17 protein-coding genes and 2 tRNA genes are annotated in these 20,634 nt (G+C 62.9%); 2 read left to right on the forward strand and 17 right to left on the reverse strand.

Going from position 1 to position 20,634, the window contains the following annotated elements; genetic code table 11:
- Nucleotides 1-46: 46 nt before the first annotated feature.
- From B597_RS39870 to B597_RS39940, 15 genes are all read right to left on the reverse strand, one after another.
- Nucleotides 47-1,507 (reverse strand): 2-hydroxymuconic semialdehyde dehydrogenase, encoded by a 1,461-nt coding sequence (locus B597_RS39870; RefSeq protein WP_003296958.1) that lies wholly within the window; start codon nt 1,505-1,507, stop codon nt 47-49.
- A gap of 187 nt (nt 1,508-1,694) precedes the next feature.
- Entirely contained in the window at nt 1,695-2,108 is a 414-nt protein-coding gene (locus tag B597_RS39875; RefSeq protein WP_003296959.1) for a GFA family protein, read from the reverse strand.
- A gap of 21 nt (nt 2,109-2,129) precedes the next feature.
- The gene (locus tag B597_RS39880) at nt 2,130-3,188 is read right to left on the reverse strand and encodes an NADH:ubiquinone reductase (Na(+)-transporting) subunit F (RefSeq protein ID WP_003296960.1); all 1,059 of its coding nucleotides are present in this window, start codon (nt 3,186-3,188) and stop codon (nt 2,130-2,132) included.
- 15 nt (nt 3,189-3,203) lie between these two features.
- On the reverse strand, nt 3,204-3,560 hold the full coding sequence (locus B597_RS39885) for a phenol hydroxylase subunit P4 (RefSeq protein ID WP_003296961.1): 357 nt from the start codon (nt 3,558-3,560) through the stop codon (nt 3,204-3,206).
- A 96-nt stretch (nt 3,561-3,656) separates the two neighbouring features.
- Nucleotides 3,657-5,180 (reverse strand): YHS domain-containing protein, encoded by a 1,524-nt coding sequence (locus tag B597_RS39890; protein WP_003296962.1) that lies wholly within the window; start codon nt 5,178-5,180, stop codon nt 3,657-3,659.
- 15 nt (nt 5,181-5,195) lie between these two features.
- Nucleotides 5,196-5,465: an MmoB/DmpM family protein gene (locus B597_RS39895; protein ID WP_003296964.1), complete on the reverse strand. Its 270-nt coding sequence runs from the start codon at nt 5,463-5,465 to the stop codon at nt 5,196-5,198.
- 11 nt (nt 5,466-5,476) lie between these two features.
- Nucleotides 5,477-6,469: an aromatic/alkene monooxygenase hydroxylase subunit beta gene (locus B597_RS39900; RefSeq protein ID WP_003296965.1), complete on the reverse strand. Its 993-nt coding sequence runs from the start codon at nt 6,467-6,469 to the stop codon at nt 5,477-5,479.
- A gap of 45 nt (nt 6,470-6,514) precedes the next feature.
- Nucleotides 6,515-6,808 (reverse strand): phenol hydroxylase subunit, encoded by a 294-nt coding sequence (locus B597_RS39905; RefSeq protein WP_003296966.1) that lies wholly within the window; start codon nt 6,806-6,808, stop codon nt 6,515-6,517.
- 11 nt (nt 6,809-6,819) lie between these two features.
- On the reverse strand, nt 6,820-7,749 hold the full coding sequence (locus B597_RS39910; protein WP_003296968.1) for a catechol 2,3-dioxygenase: 930 nt from the start codon (nt 7,747-7,749) through the stop codon (nt 6,820-6,822).
- 414 nt (nt 7,750-8,163) lie between these two features.
- Complete coding sequence (locus B597_RS39915) at nt 8,164-9,843, reverse strand: sigma-54-dependent Fis family transcriptional regulator (protein WP_003296969.1); 1,680 nt, start codon at nt 9,841-9,843, stop codon at nt 8,164-8,166.
- A gap of 127 nt (nt 9,844-9,970) precedes the next feature.
- Nucleotides 9,971-11,428, reverse strand: a complete 1,458-nt coding sequence (locus tag B597_RS39920) for a methyl-accepting chemotaxis protein (protein ID WP_003296970.1) — start codon at nt 11,426-11,428, stop codon at nt 9,971-9,973.
- Between the two features lie 23 nt (nt 11,429-11,451).
- Nucleotides 11,452-13,884, reverse strand: a complete 2,433-nt coding sequence (locus B597_RS39925) for an efflux RND transporter permease subunit (RefSeq protein WP_003296971.1) — start codon at nt 13,882-13,884, stop codon at nt 11,452-11,454.
- Nucleotides 13,884-15,017 carry a WD40/YVTN/BNR-like repeat-containing protein gene (locus tag B597_RS39930; protein WP_024162353.1) on the reverse strand — a complete coding sequence of 378 codons (1,134 nt, stop codon included), beginning with the start codon at nt 15,015-15,017 and terminating at the stop codon, nt 13,884-13,886. The genes B597_RS39925 and B597_RS39930 overlap by 1 nt, the downstream gene beginning before the upstream one ends.
- A 138-nt stretch (nt 15,018-15,155) precedes the next feature.
- The gene (locus B597_RS39935; protein WP_003296975.1) at nt 15,156-16,511 is read right to left on the reverse strand and encodes a DUF1329 domain-containing protein; all 1,356 of its coding nucleotides are present in this window, start codon (nt 16,509-16,511) and stop codon (nt 15,156-15,158) included.
- 23 nt (nt 16,512-16,534) lie between these two features.
- The gene (locus B597_RS39940; protein ID WP_024162354.1) at nt 16,535-18,193 is read right to left on the reverse strand and encodes a DUF1302 domain-containing protein; all 1,659 of its coding nucleotides are present in this window, start codon (nt 18,191-18,193) and stop codon (nt 16,535-16,537) included.
- Between the two features lie 215 nt (nt 18,194-18,408).
- Here B597_RS39940 and B597_RS39945 point away from each other — a divergent pair, with 215 nt between their 5' ends.
- Nucleotides 18,409-19,335 (forward strand): LysR family transcriptional regulator, encoded by a 927-nt coding sequence (locus tag B597_RS39945; protein ID WP_024162355.1) that lies wholly within the window; start codon nt 18,409-18,411, stop codon nt 19,333-19,335.
- 214 nt (nt 19,336-19,549) lie between these two features.
- On the opposite strand, the gene B597_RS39950 is transcribed toward B597_RS39945, so the two are convergent.
- Both B597_RS39950 and B597_RS39955 read right to left on the reverse strand, forming a co-directional pair.
- Nucleotides 19,550-19,626 (reverse strand) — tRNA-Asp (locus tag B597_RS39950).
- Nucleotides 19,627-19,663: 37 nt separating this feature from the next.
- A tRNA-Val gene (locus B597_RS39955) sits at nt 19,664-19,739 on the reverse strand.
- 247 nt (nt 19,740-19,986) lie between these two features.
- On the opposite strand from B597_RS39955, the gene B597_RS39960 reads away from it, so the two are divergent.
- On the forward strand, nt 19,987-20,631 hold the full coding sequence (locus tag B597_RS39960) for a type II secretion system protein N (RefSeq protein WP_024162356.1): 645 nt from the start codon (nt 19,987-19,989) through the stop codon (nt 20,629-20,631).
- Nucleotides 20,632-20,634: the final 3 nt, after the last annotated feature.

A 20,634-nucleotide genomic window follows, 5' to 3' on the forward strand; every position in this document is an offset into this window, starting at 1 on the left:
CGGATAGGCACGGCCTTCCCTGGCGCAGGGCAAGGCACAGGCGTTCTCAGAGCTTCACGCAGATGTTGCGGGTTTCGGTGTAGAACTCGAGCGAATGAACCCCACCCTCGCGGCCGATCCCGGACTGCTTGGAACCACCGAAGGGCGTGCGCAGATCGCGCAGGAACCAGCTGTTGATCCAGGTGATGCCGACATCGACGCGCTCGGCGACGCGATGCGCGCGCGCCAGGTTGCTGGTCCAGATGGTGGTGGACAGGCCGTACTCGGTGGCATTGGCCTTGGCGACCACTTCGTCCTCGCTGTCGAACGGCGCGATGTGGCAGCACGGCCCGAAGATTTCCTCGCGTACCACCGCGGCGGTCTCCGATAGCCCGGTCCAGATGGTCGGCTGTATCCAGGCACCCTCGGCCAGCTCGCCCGGCATGTCCGGTACGCCGCCGCCGGTGACCAGCGTCGCGCCCTCCTCGATGGCCTTGCGGTAGTAGGAAAGCACCTTCTGCTGATGCTCCAGGCTGATCAGCGGACCGAAGTTGCTGTCATGCACCTCGGGTCGACCGTACTTCACCGCCTCGGCCTTGGCCTTGAGCGCCTGCACGAAGCGCTGGAAGATCGGCCGCTCGACATAGACCCGCTCGGTGCCTAGGCAGACCTGTCCGGTGTTGAGAAACACCGAGCGCGAAAAGCCTTCCACGGCAGCATCGAAATCTGCGTCGGCGAAGACAATGCCTGCGTTCTTGCCGCCCAGCTCGAAAGACACGTCGCGCATGCCCTCGGCCGCGGCTTTCATGATCGCCGTGCCGGTACGCGTCTCGCCGGTGAAGGTGATCGCATCCACCCCCGGATGGCGGGTGACGAACTCACCAGCCGAATCCGGACCGAAACCGTGCACCACGTTGTACACGCCCTTGGGAATGCCCACCGCGTTCATCACCTCGCCGAGCAGCGCAGCGGTCTGCGGCGACTCCTCGGAGGGTTTGACCACCACGGCATTGCCGCAGGCCAGCGCCGGGCCGACCTTCCAGGTCATCAGCATGAACGGTGCGTTCCACGGGCAGATCACGCCGATCACGCCCTTGGGCTTGCGGATCGCATAGTTCAGCGCGCCGCGACCGTCCGGGGTGTCCGTCCGGAAGGACTCGCTGGCAACGTTCTTGATGGTGTCGGCGAAGACCTTGAAGTTAGCCGCGCCGCGCGGGATGAACACGTGCTTCATGACATGCTCGGGCTGGCCGGTGTCGGCCATTTCCGCCTCGACGAAGTCATCGAAACGGCGAGTGATCTCGTTGGCCACCGCGTAGAGCAGCTCGACGCGGCGCTCGGTGCTCATCGTCCCCCATTCGCCCTGCAGTGCAGCATGCGCGGCCTGTACGGCGGCGTCCACCTCGTCGCGACCCGCCTCGCTGACCGAGGCGATGACACGGTTATCCAGCGGCGATCGCTTGTCGAAGCGTCGGTCACTGGCCGCCGCGCGGTACTCACCGGCAATGAAGTTTTCAATCTGGCGCATGATCACTCCGCATTGTTGTTCTTGGACCGGCCAGCCAGTGCGATCGGACCGACCTTTTCGATTGAGTCTAGGGATGCCGCCTGATACCGACCAATACTTTGTTTCTTACGAATCAATACCTATAAGGTATGACTAAGCCGAGCCGACAGCCCGCCTGCCGTGATGCTCGGCGAACTGCCGAGCGCCTTCAGCCAGGCATTTTGGCGAACTGCGGCAGGCCATCCAGCGGACGACCCCACGGCTGCGCGCTGTGGCAGTAGATGTGCATCGTGGGGCTGACCTTTGCCGGATCATCCAGGCTAGCGACACGGATAAATTGCAGCTCTGGCAGGATCGCCACCTCGGAGAACAGCGGCGAACCGCATTCACCGCAGAAGTGCCGCAGCACCGGATTGCCGCTGTCGCCACGGGTGGCGTAAGTGCGCGTCTGTCCGCTGCGGTGCAGGGTCGCGCGTGGCACGGCGAACACCGTGGACATGGCCGCACCGCTGGCGCGCTGGCAATCGCGGCAATGACAGTGGGCGACAAGGGCCGGCTCAGCCACGCATTGGTAGCGCACCGCGCCGCAGGCACAGCCGCCAACGAGTCTGATGTCCTTCATTATTGCGTCTCCTCGGCTCGATCAGATCGCCTTGAACAGTGGGCTACGCACCTGCTGGGCATCAGCCGCCGAGATAAATTTCTCGGTGTAGATGTCGCGCTCGAACAGCCGTCCCTGCATCAGGGCTGTGATGCAGGAATCGATCATCAGCGGCGGACCGCAGAGGTAGGCCTTGTGGCCACGGAAATCATTGCCGAAGTGCGCCTTCGCCGCGTCATGGACGAACCCGCGAAAGCCCTTCCAGGGACTGCCTTCCGGCTCGTGGGAGAGCGCCGGGACGTAGTGGAAGTTGGGGTGGCGGATGGCCAGGGCGAGGAATTCGTCGTGGTAGTAGAGCTCCTCGCGGTTGCGCTGGCCATAGATCAGCGTGATCGGCTTGGCGAAGCCCTCGGCCAGCAGGTCGAGGATCATCGAACGCGGGCTGGACAGCCCCGAGCCGCCGGCCATGAAGATCACCGGCACGTCGGCAGACTTCTTCACGAAGAAGCGTCCGTAGGGCCCGGTGAGGTGCACGCGCTCGCCGACCTGCATCTGCTCGTGCACGTACAGGGTGCCGCGCCCGCCGGGAACGATGCGGATGTTCAGCTCCAGCTCGTCGGCGCCCGGCATGCTGGCGATGGAAAAGGCGCGGCTGCCGATGCCATCCGGCAGCATCAGGTTGATGTACTGACCGGCCTGGAAGCGCATATCGTCAGCGTTCTCCAGCTTGATCCAGACGCCCTTGATGGTCGGCGACAGCGATTCGATACGGCTGACCACGCCGTAGTAGTCGCGCACCGGCAGGTTCAGCGAATCGGGGTCTTCCTCGACTTCCGCCTCGATGACCACATCGCTCTCGACGGTGGCGCAGCACGCCAGGCACTTCTGCTCTTCGCGCTCGAAGTCCATCAGGGCGAAGGTGGACGCCTCGCCGTGGTCAATCTCACCATCCACCACCTGCACTTTGCAGGTGGCGCACAGCCCGTGGCCGCAGGCATGCGGCAGGTAGATGCCCGCGCGCAGCGCGGCGTCGAGGATGGTCTGGCCTTCTTCGATCTCGATGGTCTGCCCGAGGGGCTCGATAGTCAGTTCGTAGCTCATGATCAGCCTCCCCCTTCACTTCAACGCGCAGACGCTGTTCAGACCAGGCGTACGCAGGCGCAACTGTTCCTTGTGGCCGATGCCGTTGTCGGCCAGGCTGCGCTCGAAGTACGGCACCCAGGGCAGGTTGCCCTTGAGCCATTCGACCTTGCTCCAGTCGATGGCCGCGGCGTCCGGGTCCGCCTGAAGCAGCGGCTGCAGGTGCTGGTCGATCAATTCGCCAAGGGTGGTCTGCGGCGTCACGCAGAACATCATGGGCGCGGCGAACAGCAGGTGATGGTCCCAGCTGACGTAGACTAGCTGCTTGCCGTTGAAATTCTCGATTCGGTCGCGGGCGACGCCGACGTATTCTTTGCGGGCAACTACGGACATGACGGTGTTCCTTCTTGTTGTTCTGTTCACGAGTGACGGCAAAAAAGCCGGCCTCGCCTGACCCCTGCGCCCGCGGGCGGGCACAGGGATCGCCGGTTACTGGTTGGAGGTGGACTGCGCGCGCCAGCGCTCGAAGTTCTCGCGATCCTGCGAGGTGGCGAAGTCGCCGTTGTCCTGGCCGTCCTTGAGGAATGCCCAGTCCATCCAGCCCATCAGGTCGCCATGCAGCGGCGCCTGCATCAGCCCCGGCATCGGCAGCCAGGCCTGGATGTACTTCTCCGGCTCGTTATCGAAGATGTCCTTACAGCCGTCAGAACAGAAGTGGTACTTGTCGCCCTTGTAGTCGGACTCGCGGTGGCAGATCAGCGTCGGATCGCCTGGTTCGGTGAACAGGGTCGGCAGTTGGCAGCACTGACACAGCTTGGGCAGGCCGAAGTTGTTGAACGGCGCGCCGGTGGCCGCCTCGTGCATCTTGATGTGCTCCCAGCGCGGACGGTAGTAGGTGTCGAAGGTGGTCGGGTACTTCTTCGACAGCCAGTCCAGGTCCTCGTCGGACGGCACCCAGACGTGGAACGCGGTGCCGAACTTCCACTGGTACAGCGCCAGCATGAGCTGGTGCGACATGTGATCAATCGCCTCCTCGGCCTGGTCCCAGTGCTTCGGCGGACGGACGCCGTAGCGCGCCAGGTCCTTGAACAGCGCCCCGCCGTTCTCCACGCCGTAGATGTTCCAGGCCTCGCGCCAGGACATCACGCGCTTGGGCAGCATGTAGTCCATCATCGTACTGACCAGGCTCAGCACACGGATGCCGCGCCAGAACCACTTGTCGATCCACGCCTGGACGATAGGCAGGTTGTCCGGGTCCTGTTCGAGCATGAACTTGATGCACTCCAGACCCAGGGTCATGTGCCGCGCCTCGTCGGACTGCGCCGAGAAGCCGAAGGTGACAGTGGCCATGTCGCCGTTGTAGGCCGCGCCGGACATGAACGGCACGAACAGCAAGTTGGTCAGCACGTACTCGAAGCTGAAGCCGATGGCGATCATGAACTCAAATGGCCCAGCGGACATTGCATCGTCGAAGAACGAACGCGCCACCGAGGTGTACCAGATGCGGTCGCGCTGATCGGCGAAAGCATGGAAGCCGTTGTAGAACCTGTTGTAGTTCGACAGCGCGTGGATCTGCGTCTGCGCGTGGCGGATCTCGTCGATGGCCTGCATCTGGCAGGCAACTTGGGTGCCGACACCACGGAACTCGCGGCCGACGCGGGCGAAGCCCTTGTGTGCCGAGTATTCAGCGGGGCTGATGGCCTGCAGGAACACCTTCAGCGCCGACAGGTAGCGTGCATCGGTGATGTTCAGATGGCCGTTGTTCTGCGCATGGGCATCGATGATCGCGTAGAACTTGCGCTCTTTCTCCGCCTGGTACTTCCAGTAGGCGTCCATGGTCAGGCGGAACGGGTCTTCCCACTTGTCCCAGTCGGTGATCTTGATGCCTTCATAACCGATGTACGGGAAAATCTCGTCGCTGCTGCGATAGCTCGGCTCCCAGGCCAGGTCGCGGGTCAGCAGACGGTATTTTTCCTTTTGCGTCAGTTTCTTGTTCTGGGTCTTCATATCCATGGGGAAGGTCCTCGCTCAGGAGCGCCAGGTGAGGGTCAGGGAGTCCTCGTCTTCGCAGACGTTGCCCGACAGGGTGATCAGATTGACGTTCAGTTCCTGCATGTCGAAGCGGCGGCCGAGTTGCTCTTCGATGGTTTCGCGCTTGACGACCAGCTGGCCCTCGGCATTGATCTTCACCATCGCCGGTTCGCGGTCTACGACCGCCGAGGGATTGTCGAGCTCGATGGCCTCGATGATCGGGCGGGTTTCTTCGTTGGCTTGCAGTGCGATGAAAACGGTGGACATGACGAAACTCCTCAGATGACCACGCCGATCTTGTCGAGACGCGCCTTGAAAGCGTCCAGTTGTTCGCTGACGATTTCGTCCGCCTGATCGACGAATACCTGGCACGCCAGCGGCGTCAGTGCCACCACGGCCCGCTCGCGCCAGGCGCAGGTCCAGGCCTGCAGCTGTTCGCGATTGGCGTCGGATTCGGCGGCGGCGACCTTAAGCACGGCGTCGATCCACTTGCGGGTTTCATCGAACCAATCGCTCATGAACTGGGTGAGCATGGCCACCATCGAACCGCCGTTGGCGGCGAAGTGCTCGTCGACGATGCGCGCATACACCAGCGGGTAGAGCAGGCCGTCGAGTACCACGTTCTGCGCCACGAAAGACTCGAACGGATCGCGAAGCACCAGTGTGTCCTCGACATAGCGGCGCAAATCCTGCCAGGTATCGCCCTGCATCCAGGCCGCCTTGCCAGCATCGAGCGCCTCGGTGTCGCCAAGCAGCAGGCCGATGCGCGATAGGTATTGCGCGGTGCCGAGATTGTCCATGGCGTGGTAGATGCAGGGCTGGGTGAACACCGTGCCGTAGCCGTAGCCGCCGATGAAGGTGTTGTTCAGGTTGGCACCCCAGGCGGCGTGACGCAGCGGCACCAAGAGTTCCAGCGCGGCGCGGCGGATGCCCTCGGGCATCAGCTCGACCAGCCCGCGCGACTCTACGAAGGCGAAGTTGGCCTCAGCATTCTCCTGCTGGCGCGCGCGGGTCAGGGTATAAGTGCTGTAGTAGAACTGGCGCGGATCTTTCAGCGCGTACCAGTCCTGCATGACGATCTTGGTGATGCGCGTGTCGTAGAGCTCCTGCTCCGGCTCCCAGGTGGGGCGGTAATGCAGGTTTTCCGCGGCCTGGATGTCGTAGCTGGCTTCCTGATAGCGCGAAGCGGGTTTGTCGCCGAAGCGACGGACCAGGTGGTCGAACGTCTGCCGCAGCGGCTGGATGCTGACCGTACGTAGATCGATGTGCATGTGTTGTCTCCCTCTGCGTCCCGCCGCTGGCGAGACGCCAGTGTCTTAGTGCTTGAAACGAATCCGGGTGGCATCAGCGAGCCGCCAGTTCCACTGCGCAGCATCGGAGCCGTCGTCTAGTACGCCGGGCTCCGGTGGCAGGACTTGCACCACATTGGCGGTGCAGAACTCGATGAACGCCTCGTACGTCAGGATCATCTCGACGAACAGTTCCGGCTCACCGATGGCGAAGTCGAACTCGACGAACTCCGCGCCGCGGCTGCCGGTGATCCGCACGAAGCGCTTGCTTGTATCCAGTGCCGCCGGCGTCATTTCCAGTGCTTCTTCAGGCGTGCTCAAGGGGCCGCTCCTCACGTCACGACGGTCAGGAAGGTTTCGTGCAGCTTGCGTTGCGGGTAGTCGAGGCCCTGGCCGAAGTTGTCGTAGGTCCAGGTGATCGGCTCGTAGTCGGGATATGGCTGATACCCGCCCATGAAGGTTTCGAAACGATTTCCGGAGGGGTCCCAGGCATAGATGGTGCAACCGCGGGTGACGCCGTGGCGGGTCGGACCGATATCCACGTTGACCAAGTTCATCGACATGATGTCGCCGGCACGCAGCACCTGCTCCCAGCTTTCCATCAGGAACGAACAGTGGTGCAGCTTGCCCGGCTCCGGGTACTCGGCGAAGGCGATATCGTGGACCTTGTGCGAGCAGGACAGCCAGATCGCCGCGTTGTTTTCGCCGTCGGGGGTGAGTACGCGCTCGACCAGATAGAAGCCCAGCACTTCGGTGAAAATCTTCAGTACCTCGGCCACGTTCGGCCCGTACATCAACGCGTGGTCGAGGCGCACCGGACCAATGCCGTGTTCGCGGGCCTGGGTCCAGGGCGCGGGATTTACCAGCCCGGCGCCGTTGCCGACATTGGTTTTGTCGGCATACAGCTCCATCCGATGGCCGGAGGGCAGTTGGAAGCGCACGCGCTCGCCGGTTTCCAGCATCTCGCCTGCGGGGATGCGGGCTGTCTCCAGCCCGTAGGCCCGGAGATCGGCCTCCAGCTTGTCCAGAGTCGCCCGGTCGAGCACCTTGAAGCCGAAGAAGTCGAGACCTGCGCTGTCGGCCTCGCGGATCACGTAGGAGTTGTGGTCGCGTTCATCCCAGCATTTGAAGTAGACCCGGCCCTGATCATCGCGGCCGGTTTCCACCAGCCCGAGCACGTCGCGATAGAAACGCACACTCTCTTCCAGATTGAGCACACGGACCTGGGCATGGCCCGGCCTCAACACACCTGTCATCGCCATTTCTTGTCTCCTTTATTGGCTAATGAGGCTTGGTTGCGGTTTGCCTGACGGCTCACCGCGAACGTTTTTGCGGTTTCGCAATAAGCTTTGCAGGGAGGGTGCCAACTAATCTAAGCAATTGATCTGTAATGAAAAGATAGAAAAATTTCGCTGCCCCGGGGGCGTTCCTGCGTGACGTTTCTGTCCAACCGGACTTGTGGCCTTACAAAAACGTAAGGCGCACAACGCCTGCTTCAACCGAAAAAAGGCCGCCGCCGCCCTGCGCAGGCACAAATCACGCCGTGGTAAAGCGTATTTCGGGCCTTTTTGAGCTCGGGAAACGGGTAAGTGCAACCGTCGCAGGGCGACACTGGACGGAAAAATCCGGTGATCGCCCGGCGTGGGAGAAAGTGTGGATGCAGGTGTTCGTTTTGGTCAGGTGCGCAGCGGTCGGCCCAGCGACTGTTTAACCCGGTAGGCCAGTTGCCGGCGGGTGATGCCGAGCAGGCGCGCGGCATGGGTGAGGTTGCCCTTGGCTCGCCGCACCGCCAGTTGCAGCAGATGCGCCTCGTGCGCCTGCAGGTCAAAGCCGTCCTGCAGCAGGTCGTCATAGAGACGCTCGAAACGCGCCTGCTGGGCATTGCCGACATGCCCCTCGTGATCGACCGGCGCACCGGGTACCGGCGCCGGATCGAGGCTCGGGAACAAATACCTGACCTCGACTTGCGAGCCCGAAGGCGTGAGCAGCACGGCTCGCTCGATGACGTTCTCCAGTTCGCGCACGTTGCCTGGCCAGTCGTAATCCATGAGGGCCTGCATCGCCCTGTCGCTGACGCCCTGCAGCGTCTTGTGGTAAGCCGGCGAATACTTTTCGAGCAGCACCGACACCAGCACCGGAATGTCCGATTTGCGGTTGCGCAGCGGCGGGATCACCAGCGGGTAGGTCGCCAGGCGATAGTACAGGTCCGCGCGAAAACGCCCGTCGGCGATCGCCTGCTGCAGATCGACGTTGGTCGCGGCCACCAGCCGCACATTGACTTTACGCGGCTTGTCGTCACCCAGCCGCTCCACTTCGCCGGTCTGCAGCACGCGCAGCAACTTGACCTGCGCCGAAGGCGACAGCTCGCCCAGCTCGTCGAGGAACAGCGTGCCGCCGTCGGCGCGCTCGAAACGGCCGGCGCGCGACGCCTGCGCGCCGGTGTAGGCGCCCTTCTGCACGCCAAACAGTTCGGCCTCGATCAGATCGTTGGGGATCGCCGCGCAGTTAACCGCCACGAACGGCTTGTCCGCCCGCGCACTGTTGTCGTGCAGCCACTGGGCGAAGACTTCCTTGCCGACGCCCGTCTCGCCCAAAAGCAGCACGGTGATCGGGCTGTTGGCGGCTTTGCTGAGCAACTCGAAGGCACGGCTGAACGCCGGCGAACTGCCGACCAGCTTGCCCGGTGCCCGCAACTCCACCTGTTGGCTGCGCAGCTTCCAGAGGTTCTGCTGCAGTTCCTCGAAGGGTGTCTGCAGGTCGGCCTGGCAGTAGTCCAGGTCGACATCATCGCCCCAGGCTTCGGCCGGTTTGCCGTCCATGGTGCAGACGGAATCGCCGCAGCAAACGCAGTGGGTTTCGCGAAAAACGATCAGCCGCTTGAAGAAGCGCGACACATAGCCCGACGCATAGCCGGCCATGGTCCAGCAGGCCATGTGCTCGCCGACGCCGAACAGTTGCAGATGCGACTCGGCTTCCCACGAATTGGCGCAGCTGACATCACCGAAGAACGTGCCCTCCTCCCAGTCGATCCGGGCATCGGTGATGGTCGAACGCACCAGCCCCTCGAAGGCATGCAGCTCCGGGCCGATCTTGAACACGTCGTAGGCGTCGCCCTGTCCGTAGAGCTTGTGCGCCAGGTCGGCGTCGCTCTGCCCGGCGGCGAACCCCATGCGAAACAGCAGCCCTTGGGCACGCTTGGGACCAAGCGACTCGAAAAGTTCCTGGCGCAGAGCGCCGAACGCCTTGGCGTGCAGCAGCAGCATCCGGTTTTCGTCGAGCCAGATCTGTCCACTTTGAATGTCGAAGCGCAGCCTTGACCGCAGGTTGAACCGCTCGATCAGAGGTTGCTCGGTCATGTTGTTCTTAAGGCATCCATAGCGTATCGGCCCATGGTTATTGTTATTCCTGTGCAGGCGCTGCGCCTCGTCGGGCGGCTCTGTCGTTTGTATGCGCGCCACCGGAACTTGTCACATGGGCTTTAGTCTAGGCGGCCAGAGCAGCGCACGCCTGTTTGACGGTGGAATAGGCGGCACGCACCAGCGGCACGCAACGCTCGCGCTGCTGATCCAGCGTGCCGTCCTGGGCAGCCCCGAGCAGCGGATCGCGCACCGCACGGTAGGCGAGCAGCGCCTTGTGCAGTTGACCGAGGGCGTTACCGTGTTCGGCACCGCGCATCCGTTCCAGCAGCCCGTCGACCTCGGCATCGAGCCGTTGTATGCGTTGCACATGGGGCAGCATCTGCTCGCGGCTGCGCGCGTTGAGCACCATGATGATATGCGCACGGGTCTCCTCGACGGCCTCAAGCAGCGCGCCGAAGACGTCGCGGTTGACATCGATGCGAGTGGCCAGGCTCTTGAGCTCCACCAGCCCCATCATCAGCTCGCGCAAGCCCTTGTTGCAGTCATTGACCTTGCTGTCCAGCGTGCCGGCCAGCTGCGCAACCACGCTGGAATCATCGAGCAGTTGGCTGGCGCTGCGCGCCTGGCTGCCGGCGTTGTCGGCGATGCCCTGCACCGCGATGACGGTGTCCTGAGCGGTCGCGGCGATCCCGCGCAGCACCTCGGCGGCCGCGGTGGAGCGCGCTACGCCGTCGGCTGTGCCCTGACGGGCGCCCACCAAGCGTTGCTCGAGACTATCGATGCCCCGGACTATCAGCGAAATGATCTCGCCAACGCTGAGCGTCGCGTTGCCGGTACTTTCGGCCAGCTTGCGCACCTCATCGGCGACCACACTGAATCCGCGGCCATGCTCGCCGGCACGCGCCGCCTCGATGGCCGCATTGAGCGCCAGCAGGTTCGTCTGCCCGGCAATGCCCTGAATGATCGCGACGATCTCGCCGATGCGCCCGACCTGCTGGCGCACACCGTCGAACTCTTCGCCCACCGCAGTCACATTGGCCGACAGATCGAGCATCGCACTAGCCACCTGGCGGACCTGCTCGCCGCCGTCGGTAACCTGCTGGCGGGCGCTGGCGCTTGCCTTGGCGAGTCCCTGCGCCTGCTGCAGCGTGGCTCGCGCCTGCCCGGCCATATCCTCGACCCGGCCCATGGAGTCGCGCGCCATGGCCGACTGTTTATCGGCGGTCGCCACCGCCTCGGTGAAACCGGACACCAGCGTGCCGGTGGCCACGGTCAAATCGCAGGCCAGCTTGCTCATGTGCTTGACCGCCTCGACCTTGCCCTGCAGCACCTGCTGCAGCAGATCGAGCGAACGCCGGGCGTCGCCGCCGGCATCCTGCGCATCGTCGAGCAGCGCGCGAATGCCGTCGATACGCGCAGCAATCGCCCGTTCGCGGCACACGCTACCGGCGAGCAGCACCAGCGCCGCCGGCAGCAGCAGCGCAGCCCACAGTCCGCGCACCCCGTATGCGTCCAGCCCGCAGAGAATGGCGATTGCGGCCAGCAGCGAAGTGGCGAGCCAGTCACGAGAGTAGCTGTTCATGCCCATTCTCCTTGTCTACGCCGTCATACGGCCGCGGCGGCTCGCCGACTATGCTCTAACGCGACCGCGCAACCCTTGGGACGAAACAGGAAGTGCGCCAACGCCGGCAGCAGGATCAGCGCGCCGAGCATGTTCCAGACGAACATGAACGCGAGCAGTATGCCCATGTCGGCCTGGAACTTGATCGGCGACCAGACCCAAGTGGCGACGGCGATACCGAGCGTGATGCCGGTCAGCACCACTACCTTGCCAGTGAAGGTCAGCGCCTTGTAGTAGGCCTCGGACAACGAGCGGCCGGCGCGCAGCTGCGCCAGGGTCACGGTCATCACGTATAGCGCGTAGTCCACGCCGATGCCCACGCCGAGGGCGATCACCGGCAGGGTGGCGACCTTGACGCCGATGTTCAGCCAGACCATCAGTGCCTCGCAGAGCACCGAAGTGATCATCAGCGGCACCACGGCGCAGACCACGGCGCGCCACGAGCGGAAGGTGATGAAGGCCAGCACAATCACGGCCGCGTAGACCAGCAATAGCATCTGCACGTTGGCCTTCCTCACCACGATGTTGGTGGCCGCTTCGATGCCGGCGTTGCCTGCCGCGTTGAGGAAGCGGATCTCATCGCTGCCGTAGCGCGCAGCAAAGTCTTCCACTGTGTTGACCACGCTGGTCAGCGTGTCGGCCTTGTGGTCCTTGAGGTAGGTGTAGACGGTCAGCAGGTCGCAGTTCTGGTTGAACATCTCGCGCGGGGCACGGGTAATGATGGCGTTGAGCATGTCCTGCGAGCGCGGCATCTCATACCACTTCATGCTGCCCTCGTTCATCCCGGCGTTGGCCACCTTGGCCAACCCGGCCAGCGAACTGGTGGTTTCCACACCCGGTAGCTGCTGCAGTTCGCGCTCCAGCGCATCTACCGAGCTCAGGGTCCTGTAGTGGGCGCAGGCGTACTGCGGAGTCTTGACCATGACGATGTAGACGTCGCTACTCGCCGCGTAGTTGGCGACCATGAAGGCGTTGTCCTGGTTGTAGCGCGAGTCGGCCCGCAGCTCCGGCGCACCGGGGTCGGTGTCACCAATCTTCAGTTGGAAGCTGAACGCCAGGCCGACCGCGCCGAACACCGCGCCCAGCGCCACCGCCGCACCGGCCCAGGGCATGCGGGTGAACAGGTCGAGGAAAGCCCAGAACGGGTGCTTGCGATGTAGCGGATCGTTGGTCTCCATCCGCTCGGCCTTGAGGCTGCGCCGGGCGGCGACCGGGCTGACGCCGGTGTAGGACAGCAGGATCGGCAGCAGCACCAAATTGGTAAAGATCAACACGGCGACGCCGATGCTGGCGGTGATTGCCAGGTCCTGGATAACCTGGATGTCGATCACCATCAGCACGGCGAAGCCCACGGCGTCGGCCAGCAGCGCAGTGAGGCCGGCGAGGAACAGACGGCGGAAGGTGTAGCGCGCCGCCACCAACTTGTGGGTGCCGCGGCCGACATCCTGCATGATGCCGTTCATCTTCTGCGCGCCATGACTCATGCCAATGGCGAATACCAGGAACGGCACCAGCACCGAGTATGGGTCCAGCTCGTAGCCGAGGGTCGGCAGCAGACCGAGCAGCCAGACCACCGCTACCAGAGAGCAGAACACCACCAGCAGCGTGCTGCGCATGCAGCGGGTGTACCAGTACAGCACCGCAGTGCAAATGACGATGGCAGCGGCGAAGAACACCAGTACCTGGTGCAGGCCGTCGATCAGGTCGCCAACCACCTTGGCGAAGCCGGTTACGTGGATGGCAACCTTGTCTGACTGATACTTGCCGCGCAGCTCCTCGATACGCTGCGACAGCATGTGGTAATCGATGCGCTCGCCTGTTTCGGCGATGCGTTCCTGCAGTGGCACCAGGATGATGCTCGAACGGTAGTTCTCGGCCACCAGCTGACCGATTTCGCCGGAACGCTCGACGTTGATGCGCACCCGCTTGAGACTGTCAGGCGAGCCGTCGTAATCGTCGGGAATCACCGGGCCGCCGTCGAGACCGTCCTCGGTGACGCCAGTCCAGCGTACCGCCGGCGCCCACAGCGATTTCATGTACGGGCGGTCGACGCCGGGTAGCAAGAACACCTCGTCACTGAGTTTGCGCACGGTGTCCAGGTAGTCGCTGTCGAAAATGCTGCCCTCTTTCGCCTCAACGGCAATGCGCAGCGTATTGCCCATGCCGGCCAGCTGCTTGCGGTTCTCCAGGAAGTTGGCAACGTAGGGATGGCTGGTGGGGATCATTTTCTCGAACGCTGCGTTGAGCGACAGGCCGAGCGCCTGATAGCCCAGCACCAGCGTGGTGAACAGGCACAGGCAGACGATGATCAGGCGATTGTTGAACAGCAGGCGCTCGGCCAGGGTCCCGGACTTGCGGTCGAAATTCCTGATGTCACCGATGATCATATCGGTGGGTACGGACGGCATGTGGCTCATCATTGAACTCTCCCTGCAAGTGCAGCGCTCTCGCCTAGTGCAGCCGCCTCGACGCGGGCGAGCCCGCGCGCACCGGCCAGCACCAGCGCGCCATCATGGGTTGGCGCCAGGCTGCTGATGCTGGTGGCCGATGCGCTCGGCAACGCGCTGAAGGTTATGCCGCCATCGGCACTGTGCAGCAGGCGGCCGCCTTCGTCGGCAAGCAGCAAGGCGCCGCCGCCAAGGTTCAGCGCAGCATTTACGGTGGCCGGCTGGCCCAGTTCGACACGCGTCCAGCTGGCACCTCCATCGCTGCTGCGCCAGGCGTTGCCACGCAGGCCGTAGGCCAGCAGCGCATCGCCACCCAGTTCGAGCGCGCCGAAGAAGGTGCCGGTGTAGGGCGTCTGTATCGCAGAAAAGCTCGCACCGGCATCCACCGAGCGGAACAGCGCGCCCTGCTCGCCAGCGATCAGCAGCGCATCACCGTCGATCTGTACCTGATACAGGTGTTTGCCGCGCGGATTGGCGATCTGCCCGACCAGCGAATGCCAACTCTGCCCACCATCCAAGGTATACAGCGCGATGCCGTAGGCGCCGACCACGTAGCCACGCTGTGCATTGGCGAAACGCACGCCGAGAAATGGCTTGTCCGGGCCGTCGCTCACAAGAAATTCCGCGCTGCGCAACGCCGCCTCGGCACCCTCCTCACCCGTATCGGCACGACGCTTGGCGTCATCGCGAATGATCACCGCCGCCTGCCCGCCGTCGAGCTGGCGCACCCAGCTCTCGCCGCCGTCGGCGCTGTGCAGCACCACACCGCTGTGCCCCACCGCCCAGCCTTGGCTGGTGGAAGCGAAGTGCACGTCGGTCAGCGCCACGCTCACCGGAACGCTGCGCGCCTGGCGCCAGCTGCGCCCGGCATCGTCGGAGAGCAGCACGGTGCCCCGCTCGCCAACCGCCACCAGGCGATCACCGGCGCGAGTCACCGCCAATTGCAAGCTGTGCTCAGCCCGCACGCTCTGGCGCGCGGGAAGGTCGAGCAGGTCGGGCACTGTCTGGCCGGTTGCTGCATGAGAGGGGCCTACCAGGCAGACCAGAGAGAAAAGGGCGGCGGCCAGGGCCGTGCGCCGGTGGTGCGGAGTCAACGCGTGCATGGTGCAGTACTCGAATCCGACTCCCGCCTCCACTGCGCCGCCAAGCGTGGCGCCCGCGGGGTGGGAAAGTCATGAGAGGGAACTCCGGCCCCTGCCGGCGGCAGGGGGACCGGGACTACAGCCTGGGGTTTGCGCGGATCAACGCACGCCGTCGGCAGCGACCGCATCACCCGTCCAGTGCATTTCCGGCTTGCGCTCGACGACCCGGAACATGGCTTCGTTGAGCGACTGCGTCGTGCTCATGGTGTTGGCCTGCAGATTAAATATGTGCGCCGGTTTCAGGCCCAGCATCGGCGTAGACGGCAGCACGAACGGGGTGACCTGGGTGGTACGCCAAAGCTTGCCCTCGCTGTCGTAGCCGTCCATGAGCAGGACCATCCAGGAGTCCTCGTCGAAATAGTACTTACGCTTGGCCACCGCATGGCGCTTGCCGCCAGCCACGGTCGCTTCCACTTCCCACACGCGGTGCAGCTCCCAACGCACCTTGTCAGGATTGAGGTGGTGCTGGCCGTAGGCCTCCTCCAGCTTGGCGGTCACCACCTCATTGGCGTTGTACGGCACGTACAGCTCCTTCTTGCCGACCAGCGTCCAGTCGAAGCGGTCGATATGGCCCATCAGCCCCATCACTTCATCGAAGTAATTGGCGCCAGAGGCGACGAAGTCGGGCGTGTCATACGCCACGGTCGGCGCACGACGCACACGGCGCTGACCGACCAGGTACTGCCAGGCCTGACGCGACTGGTCGACGTCAATGCTGTCGCGGAATACCAGCGACTCACCGGCCTTGAACGGTGGTGCGATGGTGGAGAAGCGCTGCAGGAAGTACTCGCCGCTCCACTTATCCGCCGAGCCGTCCTTGTAGTAGTAGGGATACTGGTTGGCCTGGTCGTTCATCGTCGCCAGGGTGCGCGAGCCATCGGCGGTCAGCACGATGTTCTTGAAATTGGCAACATCAGTGGCCTCGTTCTCAACCCGCAGCAGATGGTTCCAGGCCACCTCAACGCCAGCTTTGGGAATCGGGAACGGAATGCCGCCGTAGCAACCCTGCAGCGACTTGCCGTCGTCCTTGGTCTGGCACTGGGTGGCGTTCTTCGCGGTGTTGTCATACACATACTGCGGCGCCGCCGCGGTGCGGTGCGTCGGATAGACGTCGACGCGAAAGCTGTCCGGATACTTCTTCAACAGCGCCTGAGTGCCCTCGGAGAGCTTGTCGGCGTATTGCGCCATGTTCTGCGCGGTGATCTGCGCCAGCGGCTTCTCGTTCGCAAAAGGCTTGACCGGAATATCGCCGACCTTGGCGCCGGCCGCATCCACACCCTGCACGCCGGTCCATGCCGGAATGCTGCCATCGCTGTTGCCAGCCATTTCCCCACCCAGCGGATTGAGCGTCTTGCCCAGGGCCTCCGCTTCAGTGCCGCTCACTGCCGCTTGCGCACAATTGGCAGCCATCAGTACGGCAGCCAGTGCCGCCCACAAAGCCGTTTTCTTATACATTGTCGTTCTCCTCGACTCGGCCATCAGAAGGTGCGTTGCACGGAGAACGACACGAAGTCGCGGTCGCCGTGGAAATTGTTGTAGGAAAGTTCGGGCACCGCAGTGTCGTAGCGGATGATCGAGCCATCCGAGCCGTAGTAGTGGGTGTATCCGACGCTGGCCTGCCAGGTCTTTTGGTATTCGGCCTTCAGCCCGATGCTAACGTTGCCGCCCTTGTTGGCCGGAAACAGCGCGCCGTTGACCGAAGAGCGACCGAACAGGCCGTAGCTCACGCCGATCGGCACCTGCAGATCTAGGCCGGGCGCCACTTGGAAATACTCGGGGGTGAATACGAATTGCAGCGCACCGGCATCGCGGGTCGCCAGTGGATCAAGCTGATCCGGGTTATCGGTGATGCTCAGGCGGCGGTTGAAGGCGAACTCGCCGATGAACGAGGCGCCGTCCCAGATCGGAGACTCCGAAAGCACGGTAATCGCCGACAGGTTCAGATGCATGGTGCGCCCCTTGGGGAACGCAGCATCATCGCTGCCATCGGCACCGGCGCTGGCCGGCACGATCACGGTATTGCCGCTGGCCACCAGGGGCATGTCGTCGCGGAATGACAGTTCGGCGGCGACGTTGGTTTCGCCAATCAGCGTGCTGACGCTGAAGCCGATGGTGCGGATGTCTTCGGCGTAGACCTGCTCGTAGACGCCCGAATCGGGATACAGGTAGAACTGCGGCATCTTGTCGTGGAACTGCGCGGCGTAGATGCCGAATTCGTAGTCGCCCGAACTGATCTTCACCTGCACGCCGCCCTGCCCCGAGTCGCGCGCCTCAATATCGTCGCCTCGCAGCGCCGCGACACCTGGGCCGAGAATCAGCGATTCGCCGCCCTCGTCGACGAAGTCGGCGAAGCTGAAATAGCTGCCAGCGCCGGGCAGGCGGCTCTTGCGCCATTCCAACTGGTAGTAGGCACCGATAGAGACATTGGAATTGATCTGCAGCTGGCCGGCGACCTGACCGACAGGCCGCAGGATTTCCTTGAACTGCGAGTTGGGCACCGACAGCGCCTTGATCAGATCCAGTGAGGTCTGCGCGGCAGCAATGCCGTTGGAGCCGAAGAACAGGCTCTCGCCATAGAGCTGGGTGAAGCGACCGGCCTTGGCGTTGAGACTCATGCCGGCCGGGGCGAAGCTACCGTATACGAAAGCATCGAGCAGCTCGGCCTTGCGTCCGTGGAGCTTCTCGGTGTCTGCGGTGAAGTCGTCGTAGTCGGCGCTGCGCGAGTTGACCAGCGCGCCGCCCAGCGCTCCTGGGTTGTCGTTTGACTGGTTGTAGACGTCGTCGTACCAGGCCGCGCCGCTCAGGCGCAACCCATAGTTGCGTTTGTAACGAAGGTCGAACTCGGAGAGCAGGTCGAGGCGATTGGAAATCAAGCCCTTGCCGAAGTTGAGATCGCCATCGTTGGTGTTGGCCTGCACACCAATGGAGTTATCAGCCACCTCGGAATCTGCGCCGCGCACTCGCCAGGCGGCGCTGTACTTGATGGTGTTGTCCCAGGAAATGCGCAGATCGGGGTTACCAACGTTAATCGGTAGGGCATGGGCAGGCACTGCTGCTGCGGCCCCGGCGAGAGTGCCAGCCACAGCGATAAACAGTTTCTTCAAACGAACCGTGGGTAAACTGGTACTAGGCACCATGTCGTACTCCTGAATTGTTATTGTTAGAAGTAGCTGAACCCACCCTTTATGGCGGTGCTCGCGAGGCAAAAACTAAGGCTCGCCAGGATTACCGTCCAATACTAAAAAAACCTGCCGTCGATACCTTTTAGGCATGGAGAAGGATAATCTGCTGCACTGAACTGCCGTTACGGCGATCGCGCCGTAGCCGCTCAGCCACAGCCCGGAAAAAACACATGGAACTTCGCCACCTGCGCTATTTCATCGCCGTCGCCGAGGAGCGCAATATCGGCCGCGCCGCCGCGCGTCTGCATATCTCGCAGCCGCCGCTGACGCGGCAAATCCAGCAGTTGGAAGATCAACTGGGCGTCCAGCTTTTCAACCGCACGCCACGTGGCATGGAGTTGACACCCGCAGGCGAGCTGCTGCTCGACGAAGCAAAAAATATCAACGCAGTGATCGAACAGGCCACCGAGCGCACACAGCGCGCGGGCCAGGGGAAGTTCGGCCGATTGGATGTGGCCATCTTCGGGTCGGCGATCCTCGACACCATTCCGCGCCTGCTGGTCGACTTCAGAAAGGCCTACCCGGACGTCAAGATCGTGTTGCACAGCATGCAGAAAGACGAACAGCTGGAGGCGCTACGTCAACGTCGTATCGACGTAGGATTCAACAGAATTCTCACGCTTTCTCCAGATATCGCCGCTGAACTGGTCGATACGGAACCTCTGTTTCTAGCCATCCATGAAGACAACCCACTAGCCGATCAGGCAAGCATCGATTTCAACATGCTCGCCGATGAAGCATTAATCCTTTTCCCCACCGGAGGCCGTCCTAGCTTCATCGATAAAGTACTCGGTCTGTGTCAGCAAGCAGGTTTCGTTCCGAAGATTGCCCAAGAGGTTGGCGATGCGGTAACCGCCGTCTCGCTGGTATCGAAGGGGTTCGGGGCAAGCTTCGTAGCAAAATCCACGGTCGCGCTATCGTTGCCAGGACTGACCTACCGCCCCCTGAGAAACGTTCCCGGCAGTACCAAGATTGATCTTTCGTGTATTTATAGACGGGACGATCGATCTCCAATTCTGGCCGCCTTTCTGGAAGTAGTGAAATCAAACAGAAATCGGCGTGAGGCGGCCAACAATGAGTCGCAATCGGGGTGCTGAACACCCGCACGCTCGTAAGCCAATGGCGGACTTTCTGGAGACAGCTCGAGCCGTTCATTGGGCATTTGGGCTTGCCCGATAGAACATAAGCGGATCGCAGGTTTCTCCAATCGAACCGTCGCCCTCGCTTTGAGCGGGGCTTTCGACAGGCACAAAAAAAGCTGCCCTTGGCAGCTTTTTCTGTCCTCCCCTTAATCTCAGGAGAGGTTATGTATGGCGCAGCGGACGGGACTCGAACCCGCGACCCCCGGCGTGACAGGCCGGTATTCTAACCGACTGAACTACCGCTGCGCGTCGGCCGGACTTTCGTCCGTAATCTCACAAAGGTTGGTGGCTGATGACGGGATCGAACCGCCGACCCCCTGCGTGTGATGCAGGTGCTCTCCCAGCTGAGCTAATCAGCCGATCGCCTTGCGAGGCGCGCAATTTACTCACCCCCCTCAGGTAAGTCAACACCAGCGTTGAATTTTTTTAACCGAACCGTGGTCAACTGGTGCTGCCGCATCGCTTTGTAGCCTTGCGTGGGCACGATCCGATCACCGAGTTGTCGGAAACTTCGCGGCGGCATCGTCCAGGCGTTCCAGCAATGCCACGTCTGACAAAGGCCCCGCTCACAGGGAACCGAACAACAGGCGCCACGGAGTATTTCGCTTGTCATTGCCGGGAAAACTACGCAATTACCGTCAACATGCCCCGTTGCTCGCCAGCATCCTGCTCCTCTGCGCCTTCGCCATCTACCTGGCTGCGCAGGTCGAGCAATGGCTGGAAACCACCCGAGCTCCGGTCCCCACTGATGTCTCCGGACGAGACTTCGGCGGCATGGACGGGCCCGACCTGCAACGCCTGGAGATTCTTTTTGGCTCGACCGCACCAGCGGGTGCCTATGCACCCGCTACCGCTCCGAGCGACCTCATCTTGCGCGGCAGCTTCGTTCATCTGGAACCGCAGCGATCGAGCGCCATCATTCAGGTCGAAGGTCAGCCGCCAAGGCTCTACTGGCGCGGTGAGGAGCTGCAGTCAGGGGTAAGCCTGCACAGTGTCTACCCCGACCATGTGGAACTGCTGCGCAACGGCACCGTCGAGGTACTGCGCTTTCCCACGGTGAGCTCGCCCACCTACGTCCCGGATGAGCCCGCCGACATGCCCTATCAGGATGAACAGCCCTACGCCACGCCAGCGGCCGACGACACGCAACAGATGCAGCAACAGATGGATGCCCTGCGCCAGCAGCTGGAAGAAGCCGTGAACCAGCCCGAAACCGAGCCCTCCAACGACCAGCCCATGGAAGACGATTGACCG

It is taken from the genome of Stutzerimonas stutzeri KOS6, assembly GCF_000307775.2.
Classification (GTDB): domain Bacteria; phylum Pseudomonadota; class Gammaproteobacteria; order Pseudomonadales; family Pseudomonadaceae; genus Stutzerimonas; species Stutzerimonas stutzeri_B.

Excerpts from the sequence above, each read along its gene's own strand:
- B597_RS39870 (WP_003296958.1), bottom strand. The coding sequence starts at position 1,507 with ATGCGCCAGATTGAAAACTTCATTGCCGGTGAGTACCGCGCGGCGGCC.
- B597_RS39875 (WP_003296959.1), bottom strand. The coding sequence starts at position 2,108 with ATGAAGGACATCAGACTCGTTGGCGGCTGTGCCTGCGGCGCGGTGCGC.
- B597_RS39880 (WP_003296960.1), bottom strand. The coding sequence starts at position 3,188 with ATGAGCTACGAACTGACTATCGAGCCCCTCGGGCAGACCATCGAGATC.
- B597_RS39885 (WP_003296961.1), bottom strand. The coding sequence starts at position 3,560 with ATGTCCGTAGTTGCCCGCAAAGAATACGTCGGCGTCGCCCGCGACCGA.
- B597_RS39890 (WP_003296962.1), bottom strand. The coding sequence starts at position 5,180 with ATGGATATGAAGACCCAGAACAAGAAACTGACGCAAAAGGAAAAATAC.
- B597_RS39895 (WP_003296964.1), bottom strand. The coding sequence starts at position 5,465 with ATGTCCACCGTTTTCATCGCACTGCAAGCCAACGAAGAAACCCGCCCG.
- B597_RS39900 (WP_003296965.1), bottom strand. The coding sequence starts at position 6,469 with ATGCACATCGATCTACGTACGGTCAGCATCCAGCCGCTGCGGCAGACG.
- B597_RS39910 (WP_003296968.1), bottom strand. The coding sequence starts at position 7,749 with ATGGCGATGACAGGTGTGTTGAGGCCGGGCCATGCCCAGGTCCGTGTG.
- B597_RS39915 (WP_003296969.1), bottom strand. The coding sequence starts at position 9,843 with ATGACCGAGCAACCTCTGATCGAGCGGTTCAACCTGCGGTCAAGGCTG.
- B597_RS39920 (WP_003296970.1), bottom strand. The coding sequence starts at position 11,428 with ATGAACAGCTACTCTCGTGACTGGCTCGCCACTTCGCTGCTGGCCGCA.
- B597_RS39925 (WP_003296971.1), bottom strand. The coding sequence starts at position 13,884 with ATGAGCCACATGCCGTCCGTACCCACCGATATGATCATCGGTGACATC.
- B597_RS39930 (WP_024162353.1), bottom strand. The coding sequence starts at position 15,017 with ATGCACGCGTTGACTCCGCACCACCGGCGCACGGCCCTGGCCGCCGCC.
- B597_RS39935 (WP_003296975.1), bottom strand. The coding sequence starts at position 16,511 with ATGTATAAGAAAACGGCTTTGTGGGCGGCACTGGCTGCCGTACTGATG.
- B597_RS39940 (WP_024162354.1), bottom strand. The coding sequence starts at position 18,193 with ATGGTGCCTAGTACCAGTTTACCCACGGTTCGTTTGAAGAAACTGTTT.
- B597_RS39945 (WP_024162355.1), top strand. The coding sequence starts at position 18,409 with ATGGAACTTCGCCACCTGCGCTATTTCATCGCCGTCGCCGAGGAGCGC.